Raw genomic sequence first — 15,014 nt, 5'->3', positions numbered from 1 at the left:
TTTGTGTTTTTGCACGTTTTACATTTGTACTTGCGTCTAAATATGTGTCCAAATTCAGTAAGTGCTGTGTCCTAATTTCTAAGGTGTATAATTTGAGCATTACAGATAAGCAGCTAAAAGCTATTACTAAACAACATGAGTATAGCGGCCCAGTAGAACTGAGTGACGGTGAAGGGCTAATAGCGAAAATATCAGCTAAAGCAAATATCACCTTTCAATACCGTTGCAGGTTCAATGGTAAAAGTAAACGCATTCGTATCGGGAAGTATCCGATAATCAGCCTTAAGAATGCAAGGCAAATTCACAAAAGGATGCTTGAATTAAAAGAAGAGGGAAGAAACCCAGAGATCGCAATTACTGGTGAAACTGACTTCTTAACTGTGAAAGACTGTTTGGATTACTGGTTTGAACATAAAGTCTCTAGACAGAAAGAAGGTACTCAAGTTCTATATCACTCCGTTGCAAATAACTACTTCTATCACATGTTTCCAGATGTGGATGTAGAAAAGATCACAGCACGAGAATGGATGAGTTGGTTTGATAAAATTGCCAAGAAAAACCCTAAAACAGCCAACTCCGCCTTCTCTAAGATGAGAGCCTGCTTAAATTTCTGCAAATCTAAGTTTCTAATTGATGGAACCCATTTTGAAAAAATACGCCAACAAGACGTTGGAGAGGCCTCTAAAGGTGGCGATAGAGTACTGACACTTCCAGAACTTGCGAATATTTGGATAGGAATTGAAAGAAGCAAAGCAGGAACATCGACCAAAAACCTACACCTGATGACAATGTTATGGGGCAATCGCTTGTCAGAGCTACGACTGGCAAGAAGAGATCATTTTGATATGGTAAATGACATCTGGACCGTCCCTCCTGAACTTAGCAAAATGGGCAATACGATTAGGCGTCCAATCCCAAAGCATATCAAACCAATGTTAGAGCGTTTGATGAATACGTTTGATGACTATCTTTTTCCTGGAGCATCTCTCCATAAACCGATCACAATATCTGCGGCCAATCGCTATATCAGAAGATTGCGAGACTCTATGAAACTGCCACATTGGCGAACTCATGATTTTAGGCGCAGCGTTTCAACAACTTGCTCAGCATTAGGAACCATGCCTCATGTGACAGAAAAAATGTTAGGTCACGAACTAGTGGGGGTAATGGCGATCTATAACAAACATGACTGGTTACCTGAACAAAAAGAAGCTTATGAGCAGTTCGCAGATGAACTCTTTAAACAGGTTCAAAAAGAACTCGAGAACGAAAAAAAACGGGCTAGTTGCCCGCTTTAAATCCACCTTCATGTTCTACCCAATTCATTACTGCTTCACGTAACCAACGAAGAGGCGATTTACTTATTGGTTCTGGGAAACCTCGGTTTTTTCGCCAAGAAATTATAGTGGTTCGCTTCTTGTTGAAAAAATCTAAAACTTCTTGGTGGCACATGATTTTATTAGATGATTCAGGGTATCGCTGTTTGTCATAAACATCCTCATTTGACGAATCTGGTGACTCCATTGCAAATGAAGGTGGAGTGTAAGTAAAGCTCATTGGTTGTGTATTAAATTCTGAATATCTCATTGCACAATTCTCTAATCTAGGTTTATGTATAAGGCCGTTGGTCATACGGCCTAGCGTTTATGCAGCGCGGTTTTGGAATACTTTGTTCTCGACAAAGTTAGCTTTCACCAAAGCTTCTGGAATTACCGGAGATACAGAGTTGCCAACTTTGGCTACCTGATTTTCTTTCGTTAGTTTGTTGCCTTGAGTATCATGTGAAATCTTATAATCATAGGGGAATCCTTGTGCTTTAAAGAGTTCATGAGGCTGAAACATCCGTAAGCCAATATCTACAATCTGATAGTCTTCGCCGTTTATTTTTACAATTACTAGCCCATGGCGGTCTTTGGTTGTAATAGCGTTTAACGGTGCTTCGATATTTTGGGCACCGCTAGTACCGTAGTAAGAAATCAAGAACGCTCTAACTTCACCAAAATGGTTTCCACCGGCTGAAATTGTATGCAGCGGATCATTCATGCTATGTCCAATATTGTTATTCCTGAACTTGATTACATGACTGGTAACCAGAGCAAAGTTTCCAGCCTTCGCGTGTGATGTTATTGTTCTAAGTGATTCATCTATAAGTATGTTTCTTTGGCTCGAAGAGTTGGCGCATTCAGTTATAAAAGGAACTTGAGCGATTTCAGGCACCAGAAAAGGATTCTCATTGTTGATCACGTACTTTTCGATGCCTTTGGCTATACGTTCTAAAGTTTTGGAGGCAAGAAGACGCCTTCTGCCGAATATTGATGTAACTGGAATTGCCCAGTCCACACTATCTGCTGCGGTAATATAAGGGGTATGATGTGTACCATGAGAGGGTAATGGCCAAACTATTTTTTGGTTATCATTGCGCGCTATCATGAAAAAACGCTCTCGACTGGTTCCTGCACCGAAGTCGTTCGCCTTTATTAAGCGGTGCGCTAAATCATATCCAAGCCCTTTAAAAATCTTTAACTTTGATTGCAGATTATGCTCAATACCAATGGCTCGACAAAGTTCAAGCCAATCTGGATGTTTTGGAGAAAGCCCAGTAGTGAGCGCAGAAATGAAAGCTTTGAATGTTCTTCCTTTACGCTTTGGACAAGGGCGATATTGCCCATTCATTTTAGTTAGTGGACCCCAGGTCTTAAACTCTTCGACATTTTCGAGCATGAGTACTCTAACAGGAACAAGCAAAGCCCAGCGAATTGTCACCCAAGCAAGTCCACGGATATTTTTGTCTACAGGTCGATTTCCTTTGGCTTTACTAAAATGCTTACAATCTGGTGAAAACCACGCTAGGCCAACAGGGCGACCCGCGCACACTTCTATAGGGTCAACATCCCAGACCGACTCGCAATAGTGCTTTGTTTCTGGGTGATTCATCTTATGCATATCAATTGCTGCGGGGTCGTGATTGATCGCTATATCTACGTGGCGGTTTAGGCCTAGCTGTATGCCGATGGAAGCCCCACCACCTCCTGCAAAGTTGTCTACTACTATCTCATTTGGTTTTAACATATCTGTCTCATTGCACTGGTTGTTCGGAAAAAGGCCGCTAGTCAAACGGCCAAGGTCGGGTTTATTTGCTATTAAGAGGCACTGCTTCATAGTTGCATTTATACGACATCTCCTCGGGCCAGTATTCACCACTGCCATCAACTAGTTCTGCATCTAGATCTTCATCGCCAGGGCGATTTCTTACGTTAACTTTTTGAGTCATGTGGGTAATCTTGCCTACTTGTACTTGGTTTACCTGCTCATCCCAAAATTCATGTAGGTAGTAAGAAATTACTTTTTTAGATGCTGCTAAAGCTTCATCCTTGGTCGAAAAATACTCACTCTGGTCGCCATCAAAGCAAAACCAAGGTTTATCTGGTGTAGGCGTAAGCTGTATTTTCATTACTTTGCCCTCACCAACTGATCACGCAAATTCGGAGGTGTCCCTTTAATGGTCAAAGTATCTGTTTCTGGGTTATAGAAAACACGCTCGCTAAGCAGTTGGCGATCAAAAGATATCTTCAGACCCCCTCCGGCACCTTTTAATTCTACTAATCCTTTAGCTATCGATTTATTGGCAGGGAAACTATCAGAAAGCTCGTATCCGTTCTCTTCAACGTATGAGGCAAAGTCAGCGCCGTTAACCGCAGGGAGTTCTTCAGATAAATTCGTGACTACAACCTCTTCGCCCGAGTTCGCAGCGTTAAAAGCAAACTCTTTTACCGACTTGCGAATGCTATGAGCATCTTCTGAGTCATTAATACCACTGGAGATAAAGTCCTCAACCGCCTGTTTAAGAACAAGATTCTCTGCCTTTGGCTCTAGGCCGTTTTCAATATCAAGAAAATCAAAGAAGAAATCACTTACACCACGGCCTGAACGTGCATTTAGGTAAGCAACATAACGTTTAGAGCTTGGATTATATTTGAACTCCGTAAAGTCGATACGAGCCGCGATAGTGATTTTCGAAACATCGATATAGTTGGTAGGTTGAATATGCAGCCCTTGGTCAACCGTCATGCCTGGAATAAAAGGTACGATAGACACAACTAAGTACTCGGTAGCCAGAGAACGGTAGTGAGCAAATATGAGTAAACCAGTATCGGCAAAAGGGTACTTGCTTAGCTCAGATAGTAGGCGGTTAGCTTGGCCATGAGTAAAATCGGCAAAAGGAGCTGATTTGGACGATAGAGTGAATTCAGAGCATTTGCAAAAGTCACTATCTTCCTTGAAAAAGCCAAAGCCTTTATTGGTTTTCTCGCTGATGGTACGGTGAATGTCCATCACCAAGTGCTCAGATTTAACATTAATGCTGCACTCAGTGCTTGGCATTTTTATGATCAGTTCTTCGTTCTCGTTCTTCACGAGGTTGAACAGATTGATTGCGATTAATTCAAGACTCATTGCACAAAGTTCCTTTATTGGTTGATGTTGGCCGTTGGTCAGTTCGGCATATCTGCAATAGGGTTGAGGGTATATTTTTGGTTAAACAAACGTCTAACCAAATAACTACGGATGATCGACACGATGGTAAAGAAAGCGCTGATTAACAGGTTGTCGGTAAGTGGAAGGTAAACACCAAAGTACGGAAAGATAGCTAGTTGGCTAAACAGAGCCACCATATAACCGATCACCACGTTAACCATACTTTCAATTAAGCTTTGCTTTTTACTTTGCATTGCGATTACTCCAGCAGAAATAGCCGTAGAAAATCACGCATGCAATTGGATAGGCAAATAATTCCATTTCGTATTCCTTAACTTGTTAACTCATAGATACGAATACGGTTGATGGTATGCCAACATGTGGCGTCACCTTTGAACAAACCGTCTTCGCGTAACTTGGCACAGCCTTGTGGTAGTTGTTCACCGCACTTGCTGCATTTACCTAACTTGGCTTCAATCTCAGGAATCTCTGCGTGTACTCGGTGAATCAAAGATTGAAGTGCTTCCTCCTGTGCGTATGGATCGGCAGGGTAGGCGAAGAAAGCACAAATATTGTCTAGCTTTCTTTGCTCCTGTGCATTCAAAGACACACGTAAATCTTGGTTACCACTGGCCTTGCGTTTATCTCTTAATGTTTGAGCACGCTTGGCGTTCTGTTTGCGCTTTCGTTCTTCCGGCGTCATATAGTTTTCGCCTTTTTAGCACGCTTGGTTCTAGAAGGTACGAGCATTTTTTTAGCTCGTGCTAAGCACTCGTCAAATACTTTTCCTAGTGCAAACCCTGCAGTATTGCGATAAAAGTTAATGGCATGCTGAACAGCTCGACGGATGTCCGATGCCTCATGGCCGTCTTGCTCAAGTTCTTGGGCGATGTGTTTTCCAATGAACGCCTCTTGGTTGTTACGAAAGCTAATAGAAAGAATACTCATTGCACATAAATCCTATTTTGGGTGGGTGAATACCCGCAATCAGCCTAAATGCTTGATATTGGTGGTCAGCCAGATATATACTGATTGCGAGTCTTGGTTTATCTAAGTCTCATTGCACAAAGAACGCCCCTGTTGGTTTGGTCACTGACGGGGGTTTTCTCTTTTTAATGGGTATTAACTTGGGCCTCAACTGAAGCTTGCAGCTCTACCACATCACCAAACAGTTTATGGGCCTTTTGAAAAGTGTCTGGGTCAATATGTAGCTCTAGCCCTTTAAACTCTTCAGCTCCCTCCAAAATGGCGTTTGCCGCCACCCGAACGGGGTCATCCTTATCAAATTTACAAGTTGAGTCTTCTAGCTGACGGCTTACTGTGTTCAGTAGTTGAATCTGGTTTAGAAACTGGTGAGTTTCATTTACGTCTAATGTCTTCATCGTTAAGTCCTCATTACACAAATTTCTCGAATAATCGAATAATCGAATAATCGAATGGTCAAGTCGGTTGTTGCCAAAATCGCTATAACAATCACATAAGCCACTGATTGCAATTGAGTTGCTTCTCATATTCAACCATGAGCAATCGATTTTATATGGGTGTTTGATAAGCTAAATTATCTACAATATTCAATTTGTATTTTTAAAGTACATTTTGGTTGTGTATGTGTCAAGTTTAAAATGGTTATTTTCTGGAGGATAATATGAAAGTAAGGAATTTTATTGTTTCAATTGCGTGCTTTTCAACGGCTATAGCGCTCTCGCCAACAGCAAATTCTTTTGTAGTCTGGGGATTGATTTTGATCGGAGTGTTGAGCTTTCCTATAGTACTGTCTGGTTTAAATAGCTTACGAGAAAACCAGGGTTTAAAAAGTTTCACCAAATTACATCAAATTGCTTTTGGTGTCGGTGGGATGGCTTTATTTATAGCCATTTACAATATTGCTGGCACAAGCTTCAGTAACTTTGAGTTGAAATCTTTAGCAGAAGCTAAGGCTATGGCGATACATGATAGACATAGCATTGTCGAGTCATATGTAAACGAGATTGGTATTAATGCTGAAGACAGTCATCTGATTTACAATTGCTTTAGTCATTTACTCAATACAAAGTCTGTCGAGCTAACCGTAGGAAAGGTTTTGGGTTGGTGCAAAAATGATTACTCAGATAACAACGAAAAGTTAGCGGCTTATCTTAACTTTGATGAGTTTGAGAAAAATCTTAGTGGATGGGATGGTGCATATCGCCCATTAGAAAAGCAAATTAAAGCAGGTATGCATGATAAAGATTCGTATGAACACGTTGAAACTAAATTTAGATTTGTCCTAGACCAAAAGCCTAGAGTGCATTTGGTAACTACATTTACAGGGAAAAATACTTACGGCGCTACAGTACAACAGAGAGCGTTTATTAATGCAGATATTGAGAGTGGAGCTATAGATCTAAGCACACTTAGTTACTCAGATATATAACTACCGATCACCACTCCGCATACCTCGATCCCATCATCAAATATAGGTTGGTGATGTGGGTTGAGCGCTATCAAGTAACGTACACCGAACTCATTTTCTGCTAGTTCTTTAAATGTATGGCCTTGTTCAGTACGAGCTACCACTCGTTTACCTGGTGTTGCTTCAACTTCTGGATCTACATAAATAATAGTCCCTTTTGGATAGCTCTTGCCAAACTGGGCTGTCATGGAGTCACCAACGACCCTCAACGCAAAAGTACGACTAGAAGCGCTCGGAACAGGGCAAAGAATCATGTCGCAATCATGCGGTAGCACTTGAGATTCAGAGTTGCAAAACGCACCCGCTTGAACCCATGATAAAATTGGTACGCTAAGCGCAGTGATTGGAACTACATTTTCTGTACGATGTTGCGGTGTAGGTTCCTGAAGTACCTGCTGTTCAGTTAGTGAGTTGCTTGGAAGTGAATACAAGTACTCTTTGGTTGTTCCTGCAATACTAGCAAGTTCTTCAACTCTGTTCTTATCTGGAATGCTTTCCCCTGACAACCATTTACGTATTGCAACCAGAGAAACTTTTCTGGATAAGTGCTCTTGAATATAGGCTGCTCTACCACGCTCTGGTATGCCATGAGTCTCACATGATTTATTCAAATTGTCAGCAAACTTAGCTTTGTCAAAACTTCCATAGCTATGATCTATATCTAGCCAGCCTTCACTCTTATCAAAACAAGTTTCAATATGACGAGCCATCTTAGGGCCGATGGCTGTTGTAGGATTGCTCCCCATAAACCGACTAGTCTGCGTCACTGAACGATCAATTTTAGATGCGAAAGCACTGATCCCCCCCTCTAACTGGGCTAGGAATCTTGCATTGTCGACTCTAATTTCTTCTGCTGTTTTCATACTCTAAAAGTAAACTATGTATAAATAAAGTACACGACGTTGAAAGGTTAATTTAATTTCGTTAGTATGTATTTAGGAGGTACTAAATATGTATGCAAACTATTGGCGTCAACTAGACGCTTGTCAAAGAGAATCCTTAGCGAACAAACTTAACACCAATGAAGATTATCTTCGCCAAGTGTTGTACGGCTATCGCAAGGCGGGAGCCAAGTTAGCGAATAAGATTCACCAACTAACTCGAGGCGAGGTAAGTAAATACAAGCTTCGTCCTGAATATTTTTAATAATAGCGCATTTAAATATCGCAGCATGACTGCGCGTGCTCTGTACAAACAACCAGTAAAAGGAATCACTATGATATTAAGTTTAAAAAGCGTTACGCGTAACGCTGTAGAAGGTTGGCGAACTGAGGTAAGCAAAGAATACATTGGAAACCGAATCGCCAGTATGTACCACCGTTTCAATCTCAAATTTGAAGTTGATGCTCAGCGTAAAGAGTTGCTGAAAGTACCTGGCTCGGATGATAAAAACAACGCTCAAAATTTCTTCCGCTGCAACGAACGTACCAGTATTGAAGCGAAGGCCACTATCTTGGATCTACTACCAGCCATTATCATGGCTCTGCCTGTTGATAGAGCGTGTGAAATGCTCAACAAGTTCTTTAACCCGCTTGGCTTCTCGGTCGCTAAAATAGGCGCTAGCCATAGCTCTCAAACTCGTGACCAGTTACTTAGCGAACATAGCAAAGAAACCTCTGAAGCATTTAGAGCAGTGATCTCTCTAGGTGAGAGCGCGAGTATTGACCAAATTCGTGATGCTTACCGAGAAGTACATGAGGCGAAAGAGTCTCATGAACCTATTTTGGAGTACTTAGAAACACTGATCACCAAGAAAGCAGCGTAATTGGCTGACCACCATATTTACGCAAACACTAACCAACCTAAGAGAACTTCGTGCAATGAGTCTTACATTAATTATTTACCAGGGTTGTAACGTCTGGTTAGCCTGTAATGGCACCTGCCGTTTTGTCGTATCTCGCCAAAAGGCAGCAGAAATATTCGCGTCAATGAAAGCGGGGGTGGCAGTATGAAAGTTGTCCCTATGATTTTTAATACCGAAATGGTTAAAGCGATCATAAATGGTCGAAAGACGGTAACTCGCAGACCAATGAAACCACAGCCAACTGATAGCGGTAGTGGTTACATGTGGTGGCCTAGTAAAGTCTTCGAAACCATGATCAATATAGAAAAAACTAAGGAAGGCCAATTTTGGGATGAGCTTGTTGGGGACATGTGTCCTCTTGCCTCAATAGGAGATCTAGTTTGGATTCGTGAGACTTTCTCTGCTCTTGGACATGATGACTTTCAGCAAGTTAGCCCGATGTGCCTAACGGAGATACACGAATATCGATATAAAGCGAGTGAACCAGTTGGGCTCGCAAATTGTTCAGACCATGAGGTTCGTGGTTACAAATGGGTTCCCTCTATCCACATGCCTCGAAGTGCAAGTCGTTTAACCCTTAAAGTAACCGATGTGCGGATTGAGCAAATTCAAGATATTTCCGAAGATCAGGCTCAGTGCGAAGGTTTCCGATACAACTCGCTATACAACGAATGGGGAGGTTTAGAGGCTCACCCCGATTCTAGATCTCACGCGCCACAGTGGGGTTGGTATGAAAAGGCGACACATGCTTTTAAGTCTCTTTGGAACTCTATTTATAACAACTGGGACCAAAACCCTTACGTTTGGGTGGTTGAGTTTGAAGTTATCCATAAGAACGTTGACAAAGTATTAGCAGAGGTGGCCTGTGATTGAATTTCTAGATAGGCCCATCGCGTTTCATCGCTCCTTTGTCAAAATGGGCATTGGTATTACGGGGGCGTTAATGCTTAGCCAGAGTATTTATTGGAGCCGCAGAACGAACTCTTCTGGGTGGTTTTACAAAACTCAAGACGAGTGGCAAGACGAAACAGGAATGTCTCGCAGAGAACTAGACACAGCGCGTAAAAAACTGCGTAATTTGGGTATTCTTGAAGAGAAAAAACAAGGCGTTCCTTGCAAAGTTTTCTACCGCATTAATGAGCCAAACTTGATTGTACGAATGGAGCAAACTAGTTTGGCGGAATGCGCCAAACTAGACCGCACGAATGCGCCAAGCAGTGACGGCGAAATCAGCCAAACTAAAACAGAGATTACACAGAGACTACCAGAGACTACTACAAGAGATCTTAGAAGCCAACCTGACGCTTTGACCGTTTTGTTTGAAAAGCTCTGGAAAGTTTATCCAACCAAAAAGGGCAAGAAACAGGCGTTAGCCAAGTTCAAGTCCATCATCAAGGGGCGAACAGAGTCCCCCGAGCAGTTTACTGACATGCTCACCAAAGATGTCACTGAACGAGTGAACAGGCATCAATTCGGATTTGACAAACTACACCTAACCACTTACCTCAGCCAAGAGAGATGGACTGATGAGCATGAAAAATTTAACCAAACAAACTCTGGAACGGGCACTACAGCAAACCGATTCGAGCAGCACAACCAGCGCTTGCTCGAACAGTACGGACACACTGCCACACCAATTGGGCAATCAGATCATTCAACTCAGTCCAGCAGAGTGGGTGAACACCAAATTTGTGGAAGCGTTCGGGACGAAATGGCCACACACGGCGCTACCATCGACTTGGGTTCAAGGGATTTCCACCATGTCGATAACGGAGATACGCAAAGCAGTGAATAAATCTTTACTCGGTGGGGAAGCGTGGCCGCCTAGTTTACCTGAATTTATTGCTCGTGGTGACTTGCTTGATGTTGACTTTGATGCCGCTTTTTCCCGTATGTTACGCGGCAAATCTCTAGGTGAAGCAGAATATTGGGCAAATCAAGAAGTAGGTTTTGAATGTCGTAGATATCTTGATGAGCCAAGAGCTCGCGCAAAGCATCGAGCAGCGCTCAGAAAGTATCTTGAGAAAGATCAGCAGGGTGCCTTACCACCACGTGACCTCGTTCAAATTGAGGATAAGAGTACGCTACCAAGTATCGAAAATAGGCCTAAGCCAAAACAGTTTTGTACAGGCTCTGTTTTCGCAAGGGTAGCAGAACGAGGGAGAAGAGCATAATGCCGATCCTCGTACATTCAACAACCAAAGTACAAGACAAAAACCGCTGGGCAACTACCTGGGATTGTTTTGAAGATGGCGTAGCCTTATACGGTAAACCATTCCAGCTAGACGTAGCAGCAGAGCCAGCCACTGCTAAAGTAAACCGTTTTTACACCTCGATTGATTGGTTGGAACAACGATCAGGTAATCTGCATCAGCAAGGTACGGGTTTTACCGCGGATGATTTTAACCCTCAAGCTAAGATCGTGGGCTTTGATGCCTTGAGATTACCTTGGGAAAACGATTGGTGGTGCAATCCGCCATTTGACCTCAAGCAACTGTTCATTCGAAAAGCATTTCAAGAGGTGCAGAATGGCAACAGTGGTTTGATGTTATTGCCTTATGAGCCAGCAACAGGTTGGTGGCGTGAACTCGTTGATGGTAAGGCAACAGCTATATATGAACCGGATGGGCGTTACAATTTTCTTGATATCGATGGAGTAACCCAAAAACGCGGTGTTAACTTTCCGTCTGCTTTTGTGTTATGGACACCGCACCACATGCACTATACGCCGAAAATTCCGTTTACAAGAGGCGTGTCAGGTGAGCTAGGAGTCAACTTCAGAACAAGACTACGGGAGGTAGCATAGATGCGACCAGAAACATTATTGGCTAAGTTTGGATTAAAAGGCATCAATTATTCACAAGGAGGTGGAGGCAAGGGCATATTTAGCCTAGAAGAACAGCTTGCTATGGTTGGTATCTCTTGGAAAGAATCACCTGTAGGCTTTTTAATTTTGTTTACAGAAATCCATAAAGACTTTCATTCTCGTAAGATGTTAGAACCAGTGGTTATGCTAGAGCTAATCAACATGACAGCAAAAAACCGAGGTCAAAAGAGCGAGTTAGCGTACAAAGCGATAGTGCAAGTAGCTATTACTGAGGCAACTAGCCAACTAGGTCAAATATGCCCAACATGCAACGGTTCGGGTTATTACAAAACCGAACGTCGCCAAAAGCGCAATTGCACCTTTTGCAATGAAGGGCGTATCCAGTGGGATGAGCACAGTCGCTTTGCTGCTCTGGTATCCGACGGTAAGTTCCGCTGCACCTATTCGGTATTTAAGCGTAAGTACTTACCCATTTTGCAGCAACTTACTTGCTGGTTGAGCGATCAGCGTACGATAGCGATGCTCGCTTTAATGGAGAGGATAAAAAGAGAAGAGGAAGCTGCGTAATGTGATGGAAACCGATAATAGTTGTTTCTCACGATAGCATATTGCCTTTTCTAAAAAATCTATGTTCATTCCTTGTTATGAACTATTGCCATTCATATATTGTTAATCTGGATTTACTCAACTCAAATCTTATCCAATTGACTTCATATGAGCAATGGTGCATTTTATGAGAGTGAAAGACGTCAATTTTTCTGTTAATAGGCTTTAGCAAAATACGATTAATGTCGATATTTTTTAATAAGTTAATATGTCATAAGGAGTAGAACATGGAAAGAAGCACTAAAGATGAAGGTTTTGTAGGAAGAGCCTTGGACATGTTGGAACCTAATGATGCTCGTGTTATAGCGAATCAAGATTATTTCAATGGACATGATTCAGAGGAAGTATGTCAGATAGTTAAGGCTACACTTGTAACGGCAACTAAGATTTATATTATTAAATACAAACTTCCTCCTGAAGCTATGAAGGAGGCAATCAATGTTCAAACACTTGGTGAAACAAGAGAATTTATAGATAAATGTGATATTAAACTACGAAATGGGTAAAAATGATAACAACTGTTAGTTGTGCTAGTTATGACTAGATCTGACACAGATTTCTAAACACTACCGAGTAGTCGGTAGTGTTTAGCACTGCTTATTTTCTTTTTAATTCTTATTTTGTATGTACGAACTGACGTTTCGTACCACTTTAGTAGTTAGACCCAACACTTATCAATAGTCCAGCAATAGGTCGAACTTAGTATCAATCTTAACCTTGGCTACAATATCCTTTTAGTTATTAAACTAACATCTATTTTCACAAAAAGTTTGTGCTTTATAGAAAATTATCATTTCTGCTTTTTTCATTAAAGACAGCTCTAAATCTACTTTGTAACATGGTGTTCTGTAGACTGATATTTTTCCGAGAACTATCATGGATAAGGACTAACATAATGACAAAGCTAGGAAAATTTGCGTCAATTGCAACGATTATTGGTACCGCAATTGCTGGAGTAAGTTACTTAAATGCGTCTCCGCAAGTGGTGAACAACAACCAAAACAACTCTGGTTCTATTGTTAATCAAAGTGGTGAGTCCTTTACGACGAATAACTTTAACTTAGCACCGCAATCTGAGCCTAAGCTTGTAATCGATTCAATAAACAATGGAAGTTGGCTTTTGAGGAAACCTGATATTCTTGCAGCCCATGGAGTAAATAACAAAGATTTACATATTGAGCGCGTTAATAACGGAAGCAGAATTGAAGTTATTGACTCTGCCAAACTTGACGTCGAAGGGCAAATGACATCTTGGTACCAAGTGCGTGTTATACAGGGAATGCATAAAGGAAAAGTTGGTTGGGTAATGCAACCGGACGTTAGATATCAATAATAAATATCAGTCTCATACATAAAAATACAAAATAGGTCACATATTGATATTGATTCATAGTTGAGCGTTGACAATCACCCAAAAATGGAGCACTATTTCCAGGATGCAAAACCTCGCCCACCTCGGCGGGGTTTTCTTTTATCTACGGTTTATTACTTAAATGCGCCCCTTTCTTAACCGAAAGTCGGGCGCTTTTTTGTGGGCGCTATATATGTCAAATTCATGCAGCGATAAACATACTCAAGTTCAGCACGATTCTAACCAAACTAAAATTTTGGTTACCGTTGCCTCTGCAGTGATTGCTGCACTACTTCTTTGGATTGGTGGAACGGTGAGTAGTAATCAAGTTTCTCTCGCAACACTCCAAGCTGACATGCTCAACCTTCGAGTAGATATTCAAGAAGCGGCTGATAGAAGTGAGCAGTTTCGAAAAGAATACAACTCGGATAAACGAGATCTTGAGCACCGCCTACGAGCATTAGAGAGAAAGCAATGACTCAATTCTTTTTAGGCAAACGCAGCCTAACTCGTTTGCACAAACTACACCCCAAAATAGCAGCATGTGTTGCTCTTGCTATCACCTTTCTTGAAGAGGTCGATATTTCAGTTAGTGAAACAGTACGAACTAACGAGCGTCAACGCCAACTGTATTACGGCAAACCAAAAAGAACATGGACGCTGAATAGCAAACACCTTATTCAAGATGATGGCTTTTGCCACGCGGTTGACCTTGTTCCTCTGCTTGCTGGCAAAGTGGCTTGGGATAAATGCCCGGTAGTAGCCGAGGCGATGTTCAAAGCCGCAGAGGTGATCGGCATTCGTATTCGATGGGGTGGAGATTGGAACCAAAACGGCTCTAGTAAAGATGAGCACGAACGGGGCAGTTATGATGGCCCCCACTTCGAACTCCTGAATGAATAGATAGGAATCTTATAACCAGCAGCCAATTGGCTGCTTTTTTTATGGAGGTGATCTGTGAAGCAAACAATCCAATTCGTCCTCGCTGCCTTTACGATGTTGGCAGCATCCGCCGTGTTTGCGGCCTCAGGCTTAGCACCAGACCCAGAAGTACCCAATTGGGTATATATGGCTATTGGTATGCTAACCACTATAGTGGGCTTTATCGCCCATGCAGATGCTCAGGTAAGCGAAGAGTTCAAAGCCAAATGGCCTTGGTGGCTTCGCTTTGTTTGGGATTTTGCCGCAGGTAACTATAAGCACTCCCAAAATATCGGAAGTGTTTAGATGAATCGTGCAGCCGAGGTGCTAGCAAGGTTCTTTGCAGCAGCTCTTAACCTGTTAAACCGAAAAAAGGCCAAAGAGTATGCGGATGATCCTGCTGCTGCTATCGCTAATTCTGATGACGGCGTGCTCAAGTCCGATAAGACCTTTGCCGAGCTGGCCTCAGAATCTAAACGTGATAGATCTGAGTGATGGTGGTGTTTGTTTGGACAAAGATAGCGCAATTCGCCTCGCTGAGCTCCGGGCTCAGTTAGAAGCGATGTAAATCACTTCGAGT

The 15,014-nt window shown here is 42.1% G+C and carries 24 protein-coding genes; 15 read left to right on the top strand and 9 right to left on the bottom strand.

The genetic code is table 11. From position 1 onward, the window contains the following. The first annotated feature begins 92 nt into the window (after positions 1-92). Positions 93-1,298: a tyrosine-type recombinase/integrase gene (locus tag KO511_RS13580; RefSeq protein WP_215987953.1), complete on the top strand. Its 1,206-nt coding sequence runs from the start codon at positions 93-95 to the stop codon at positions 1,296-1,298. Here the strand turns inward: KO511_RS13580 and KO511_RS13575 are convergent. From KO511_RS13575 to KO511_RS13540, 8 genes are all read right to left on the bottom strand, one after another. Beyond that, positions 1,282-1,587, bottom strand: coding sequence for a helix-turn-helix transcriptional regulator (locus KO511_RS13575; protein ID WP_215987952.1), 306 nt, complete (start codon positions 1,585-1,587; stop codon positions 1,282-1,284). The two genes, KO511_RS13580 and KO511_RS13575, sit on opposite strands and share 17 nt — an antisense overlap. 57 nt (positions 1,588-1,644) lie before the next feature. Continuing rightward, on the bottom strand, positions 1,645-3,069 hold the full coding sequence (locus tag KO511_RS13570; protein ID WP_215987951.1) for a DNA cytosine methyltransferase: 1,425 nt from the start codon (positions 3,067-3,069) through the stop codon (positions 1,645-1,647). A gap of 61 nt (positions 3,070-3,130) precedes the next feature. Continuing rightward, positions 3,131-3,451 carry a hypothetical protein gene (locus KO511_RS13565; RefSeq protein ID WP_215987950.1) on the bottom strand — a complete coding sequence of 107 codons (321 nt, stop codon included), beginning with the start codon at positions 3,449-3,451 and terminating at the stop codon, positions 3,131-3,133. Continuing rightward, entirely contained in the window at positions 3,451-4,452 is a 1,002-nt protein-coding gene (locus KO511_RS13560; RefSeq protein WP_215987949.1) for a nucleoid-associated protein, read from the bottom strand. The genes KO511_RS13565 and KO511_RS13560 overlap by 1 nt, the downstream gene beginning before the upstream one ends. A 38-nt stretch (positions 4,453-4,490) precedes the next feature. Continuing rightward, the gene (locus KO511_RS13555) at positions 4,491-4,727 is read right to left on the bottom strand and encodes a DUF7220 family protein (RefSeq protein ID WP_215987948.1); all 237 of its coding nucleotides are present in this window, start codon (positions 4,725-4,727) and stop codon (positions 4,491-4,493) included. Between the two features lie 77 nt (positions 4,728-4,804). Next, on the bottom strand, positions 4,805-5,176 hold the full coding sequence (locus KO511_RS13550) for a hypothetical protein (protein ID WP_215987947.1): 372 nt from the start codon (positions 5,174-5,176) through the stop codon (positions 4,805-4,807). Beyond that, positions 5,173-5,421: a hypothetical protein gene (locus KO511_RS13545; RefSeq protein WP_215987946.1), complete on the bottom strand. Its 249-nt coding sequence runs from the start codon at positions 5,419-5,421 to the stop codon at positions 5,173-5,175. Before KO511_RS13545 ends, KO511_RS13550 begins: the two co-directional genes overlap by 4 nt. 164 nt (positions 5,422-5,585) lie before the next feature. Beyond that, entirely contained in the window at positions 5,586-5,855 is a 270-nt protein-coding gene (locus tag KO511_RS13540) for a hypothetical protein (protein WP_215987945.1), read from the bottom strand. A gap of 263 nt (positions 5,856-6,118) precedes the next feature. On the opposite strand from KO511_RS13540, the gene KO511_RS13535 reads away from it, so the two are divergent. Beyond that, positions 6,119-6,886, top strand: coding sequence for a hypothetical protein (locus KO511_RS13535; protein ID WP_215987944.1), 768 nt, complete (start codon positions 6,119-6,121; stop codon positions 6,884-6,886). Here the strand turns inward: KO511_RS13535 and KO511_RS13530 are convergent. Beyond that, the gene (locus tag KO511_RS13530; protein ID WP_215987943.1) at positions 6,871-7,788 is read right to left on the bottom strand and encodes a S24 family peptidase; all 918 of its coding nucleotides are present in this window, start codon (positions 7,786-7,788) and stop codon (positions 6,871-6,873) included. The genes KO511_RS13535 and KO511_RS13530 overlap by 16 nt on opposite strands. An 88-nt stretch (positions 7,789-7,876) precedes the next feature. Here KO511_RS13530 and KO511_RS13525 point away from each other — a divergent pair, with 88 nt between their 5' ends. From KO511_RS13525 to KO511_RS13465, 13 genes are all read left to right on the top strand, one after another. Then, the gene (locus tag KO511_RS13525) at positions 7,877-8,071 is read left to right on the top strand and encodes a YdaS family helix-turn-helix protein (protein ID WP_215987942.1); all 195 of its coding nucleotides are present in this window, start codon (positions 7,877-7,879) and stop codon (positions 8,069-8,071) included. 70 nt (positions 8,072-8,141) lie between these two features. Continuing rightward, complete coding sequence (locus tag KO511_RS13520; protein ID WP_215987941.1) at positions 8,142-8,690, top strand: hypothetical protein; 549 nt, start codon at positions 8,142-8,144, stop codon at positions 8,688-8,690. A 183-nt stretch (positions 8,691-8,873) separates the two neighbouring features. Next, positions 8,874-9,602, top strand: a complete 729-nt coding sequence (locus KO511_RS13515) for a hypothetical protein (RefSeq protein WP_215987940.1) — start codon at positions 8,874-8,876, stop codon at positions 9,600-9,602. Continuing rightward, positions 9,595-10,524: a hypothetical protein gene (locus KO511_RS13510; protein ID WP_215987939.1), complete on the top strand. Its 930-nt coding sequence runs from the start codon at positions 9,595-9,597 to the stop codon at positions 10,522-10,524. The genes KO511_RS13515 and KO511_RS13510 overlap by 8 nt, the downstream gene beginning before the upstream one ends. Next, on the top strand, positions 10,490-10,903 hold the full coding sequence (locus tag KO511_RS13505; RefSeq protein ID WP_215987938.1) for a hypothetical protein: 414 nt from the start codon (positions 10,490-10,492) through the stop codon (positions 10,901-10,903). The genes KO511_RS13510 and KO511_RS13505 overlap by 35 nt, the downstream gene beginning before the upstream one ends. Next, positions 10,903-11,535 carry a phage N-6-adenine-methyltransferase gene (locus KO511_RS13500; protein WP_215987937.1) on the top strand — a complete coding sequence of 211 codons (633 nt, stop codon included), beginning with the start codon at positions 10,903-10,905 and terminating at the stop codon, positions 11,533-11,535. Before KO511_RS13505 ends, KO511_RS13500 begins: the two co-directional genes overlap by 1 nt. After that, positions 11,536-12,123, top strand: coding sequence for a hypothetical protein (locus KO511_RS13495; protein WP_215987936.1), 588 nt, complete (start codon positions 11,536-11,538; stop codon positions 12,121-12,123). A 266-nt stretch (positions 12,124-12,389) separates the two neighbouring features. Next, positions 12,390-12,668: a hypothetical protein gene (locus KO511_RS13490; protein WP_215987935.1), complete on the top strand. Its 279-nt coding sequence runs from the start codon at positions 12,390-12,392 to the stop codon at positions 12,666-12,668. A 389-nt stretch (positions 12,669-13,057) separates the two neighbouring features. Continuing rightward, positions 13,058-13,495: a hypothetical protein gene (locus KO511_RS13485; RefSeq protein ID WP_215987934.1), complete on the top strand. Its 438-nt coding sequence runs from the start codon at positions 13,058-13,060 to the stop codon at positions 13,493-13,495. A gap of 211 nt (positions 13,496-13,706) precedes the next feature. Then, complete coding sequence (locus KO511_RS13480) at positions 13,707-13,991, top strand: hypothetical protein (RefSeq protein WP_215987933.1); 285 nt, start codon at positions 13,707-13,709, stop codon at positions 13,989-13,991. Between the two features lie 35 nt (positions 13,992-14,026). Then, positions 14,027-14,416: a M15 family metallopeptidase gene (locus KO511_RS13475; RefSeq protein WP_215987932.1), complete on the top strand. Its 390-nt coding sequence runs from the start codon at positions 14,027-14,029 to the stop codon at positions 14,414-14,416. Between the two features lie 54 nt (positions 14,417-14,470). Further along, positions 14,471-14,740, top strand: coding sequence for a hypothetical protein (locus KO511_RS13470; RefSeq protein ID WP_215987931.1), 270 nt, complete (start codon positions 14,471-14,473; stop codon positions 14,738-14,740). Beyond that, positions 14,741-14,929, top strand: coding sequence for a hypothetical protein (locus KO511_RS13465; RefSeq protein WP_215987930.1), 189 nt, complete (start codon positions 14,741-14,743; stop codon positions 14,927-14,929). Positions 14,930-15,014: the final 85 nt, after the last annotated feature.

The sequence above is a fragment of the Vibrio hepatarius genome, from assembly GCF_018860525.1.
GTDB classification, from domain to species: Bacteria; Pseudomonadota; Gammaproteobacteria; order Enterobacterales; family Vibrionaceae; genus Vibrio; species Vibrio hepatarius_B.
This window is presented reverse-complemented; position numbering and strand designations above follow the sequence as displayed.

Bases quoted from the DNA above. Each gene is read 5' to 3' on its own strand.
- KO511_RS13575 (WP_215987952.1), bottom strand. From the start codon at position 1,587: ATGAGATATTCAGAATTTAATACACAACCAATGAGCTTTACTTACACT.
- KO511_RS13570 (WP_215987951.1), bottom strand. From the start codon at position 3,069: ATGTTAAAACCAAATGAGATAGTAGTAGACAACTTTGCAGGAGGTGGT.
- KO511_RS13565 (WP_215987950.1), bottom strand. From the start codon at position 3,451: ATGAAAATACAGCTTACGCCTACACCAGATAAACCTTGGTTTTGCTTT.
- KO511_RS13560 (WP_215987949.1), bottom strand. From the start codon at position 4,452: ATGAGTCTTGAATTAATCGCAATCAATCTGTTCAACCTCGTGAAGAAC.
- KO511_RS13555 (WP_215987948.1), bottom strand. From the start codon at position 4,727: ATGCAAAGTAAAAAGCAAAGCTTAATTGAAAGTATGGTTAACGTGGTG.
- KO511_RS13550 (WP_215987947.1), bottom strand. From the start codon at position 5,176: ATGACGCCGGAAGAACGAAAGCGCAAACAGAACGCCAAGCGTGCTCAA.
- KO511_RS13545 (WP_215987946.1), bottom strand. From the start codon at position 5,421: ATGAGTATTCTTTCTATTAGCTTTCGTAACAACCAAGAGGCGTTCATT.
- KO511_RS13540 (WP_215987945.1), bottom strand. From the start codon at position 5,855: ATGAAGACATTAGACGTAAATGAAACTCACCAGTTTCTAAACCAGATT.
- KO511_RS13535 (WP_215987944.1), top strand. From the start codon at position 6,119: ATGAAAGTAAGGAATTTTATTGTTTCAATTGCGTGCTTTTCAACGGCT.
- KO511_RS13530 (WP_215987943.1), bottom strand. From the start codon at position 7,788: ATGAAAACAGCAGAAGAAATTAGAGTCGACAATGCAAGATTCCTAGCC.
- KO511_RS13525 (WP_215987942.1), top strand. From the start codon at position 7,877: ATGTATGCAAACTATTGGCGTCAACTAGACGCTTGTCAAAGAGAATCC.
- KO511_RS13520 (WP_215987941.1), top strand. From the start codon at position 8,142: ATGATATTAAGTTTAAAAAGCGTTACGCGTAACGCTGTAGAAGGTTGG.
- KO511_RS13515 (WP_215987940.1), top strand. From the start codon at position 8,874: ATGAAAGTTGTCCCTATGATTTTTAATACCGAAATGGTTAAAGCGATC.
- KO511_RS13505 (WP_215987938.1), top strand. From the start codon at position 10,490: ATGTCGATAACGGAGATACGCAAAGCAGTGAATAAATCTTTACTCGGT.
- KO511_RS13500 (WP_215987937.1), top strand. From the start codon at position 10,903: ATGCCGATCCTCGTACATTCAACAACCAAAGTACAAGACAAAAACCGC.
- KO511_RS13495 (WP_215987936.1), top strand. From the start codon at position 11,536: ATGCGACCAGAAACATTATTGGCTAAGTTTGGATTAAAAGGCATCAAT.
- KO511_RS13490 (WP_215987935.1), top strand. From the start codon at position 12,390: ATGGAAAGAAGCACTAAAGATGAAGGTTTTGTAGGAAGAGCCTTGGAC.
- KO511_RS13485 (WP_215987934.1), top strand. From the start codon at position 13,058: ATGACAAAGCTAGGAAAATTTGCGTCAATTGCAACGATTATTGGTACC.
- KO511_RS13480 (WP_215987933.1), top strand. From the start codon at position 13,707: ATGTCAAATTCATGCAGCGATAAACATACTCAAGTTCAGCACGATTCT.
- KO511_RS13465 (WP_215987930.1), top strand. From the start codon at position 14,741: ATGAATCGTGCAGCCGAGGTGCTAGCAAGGTTCTTTGCAGCAGCTCTT.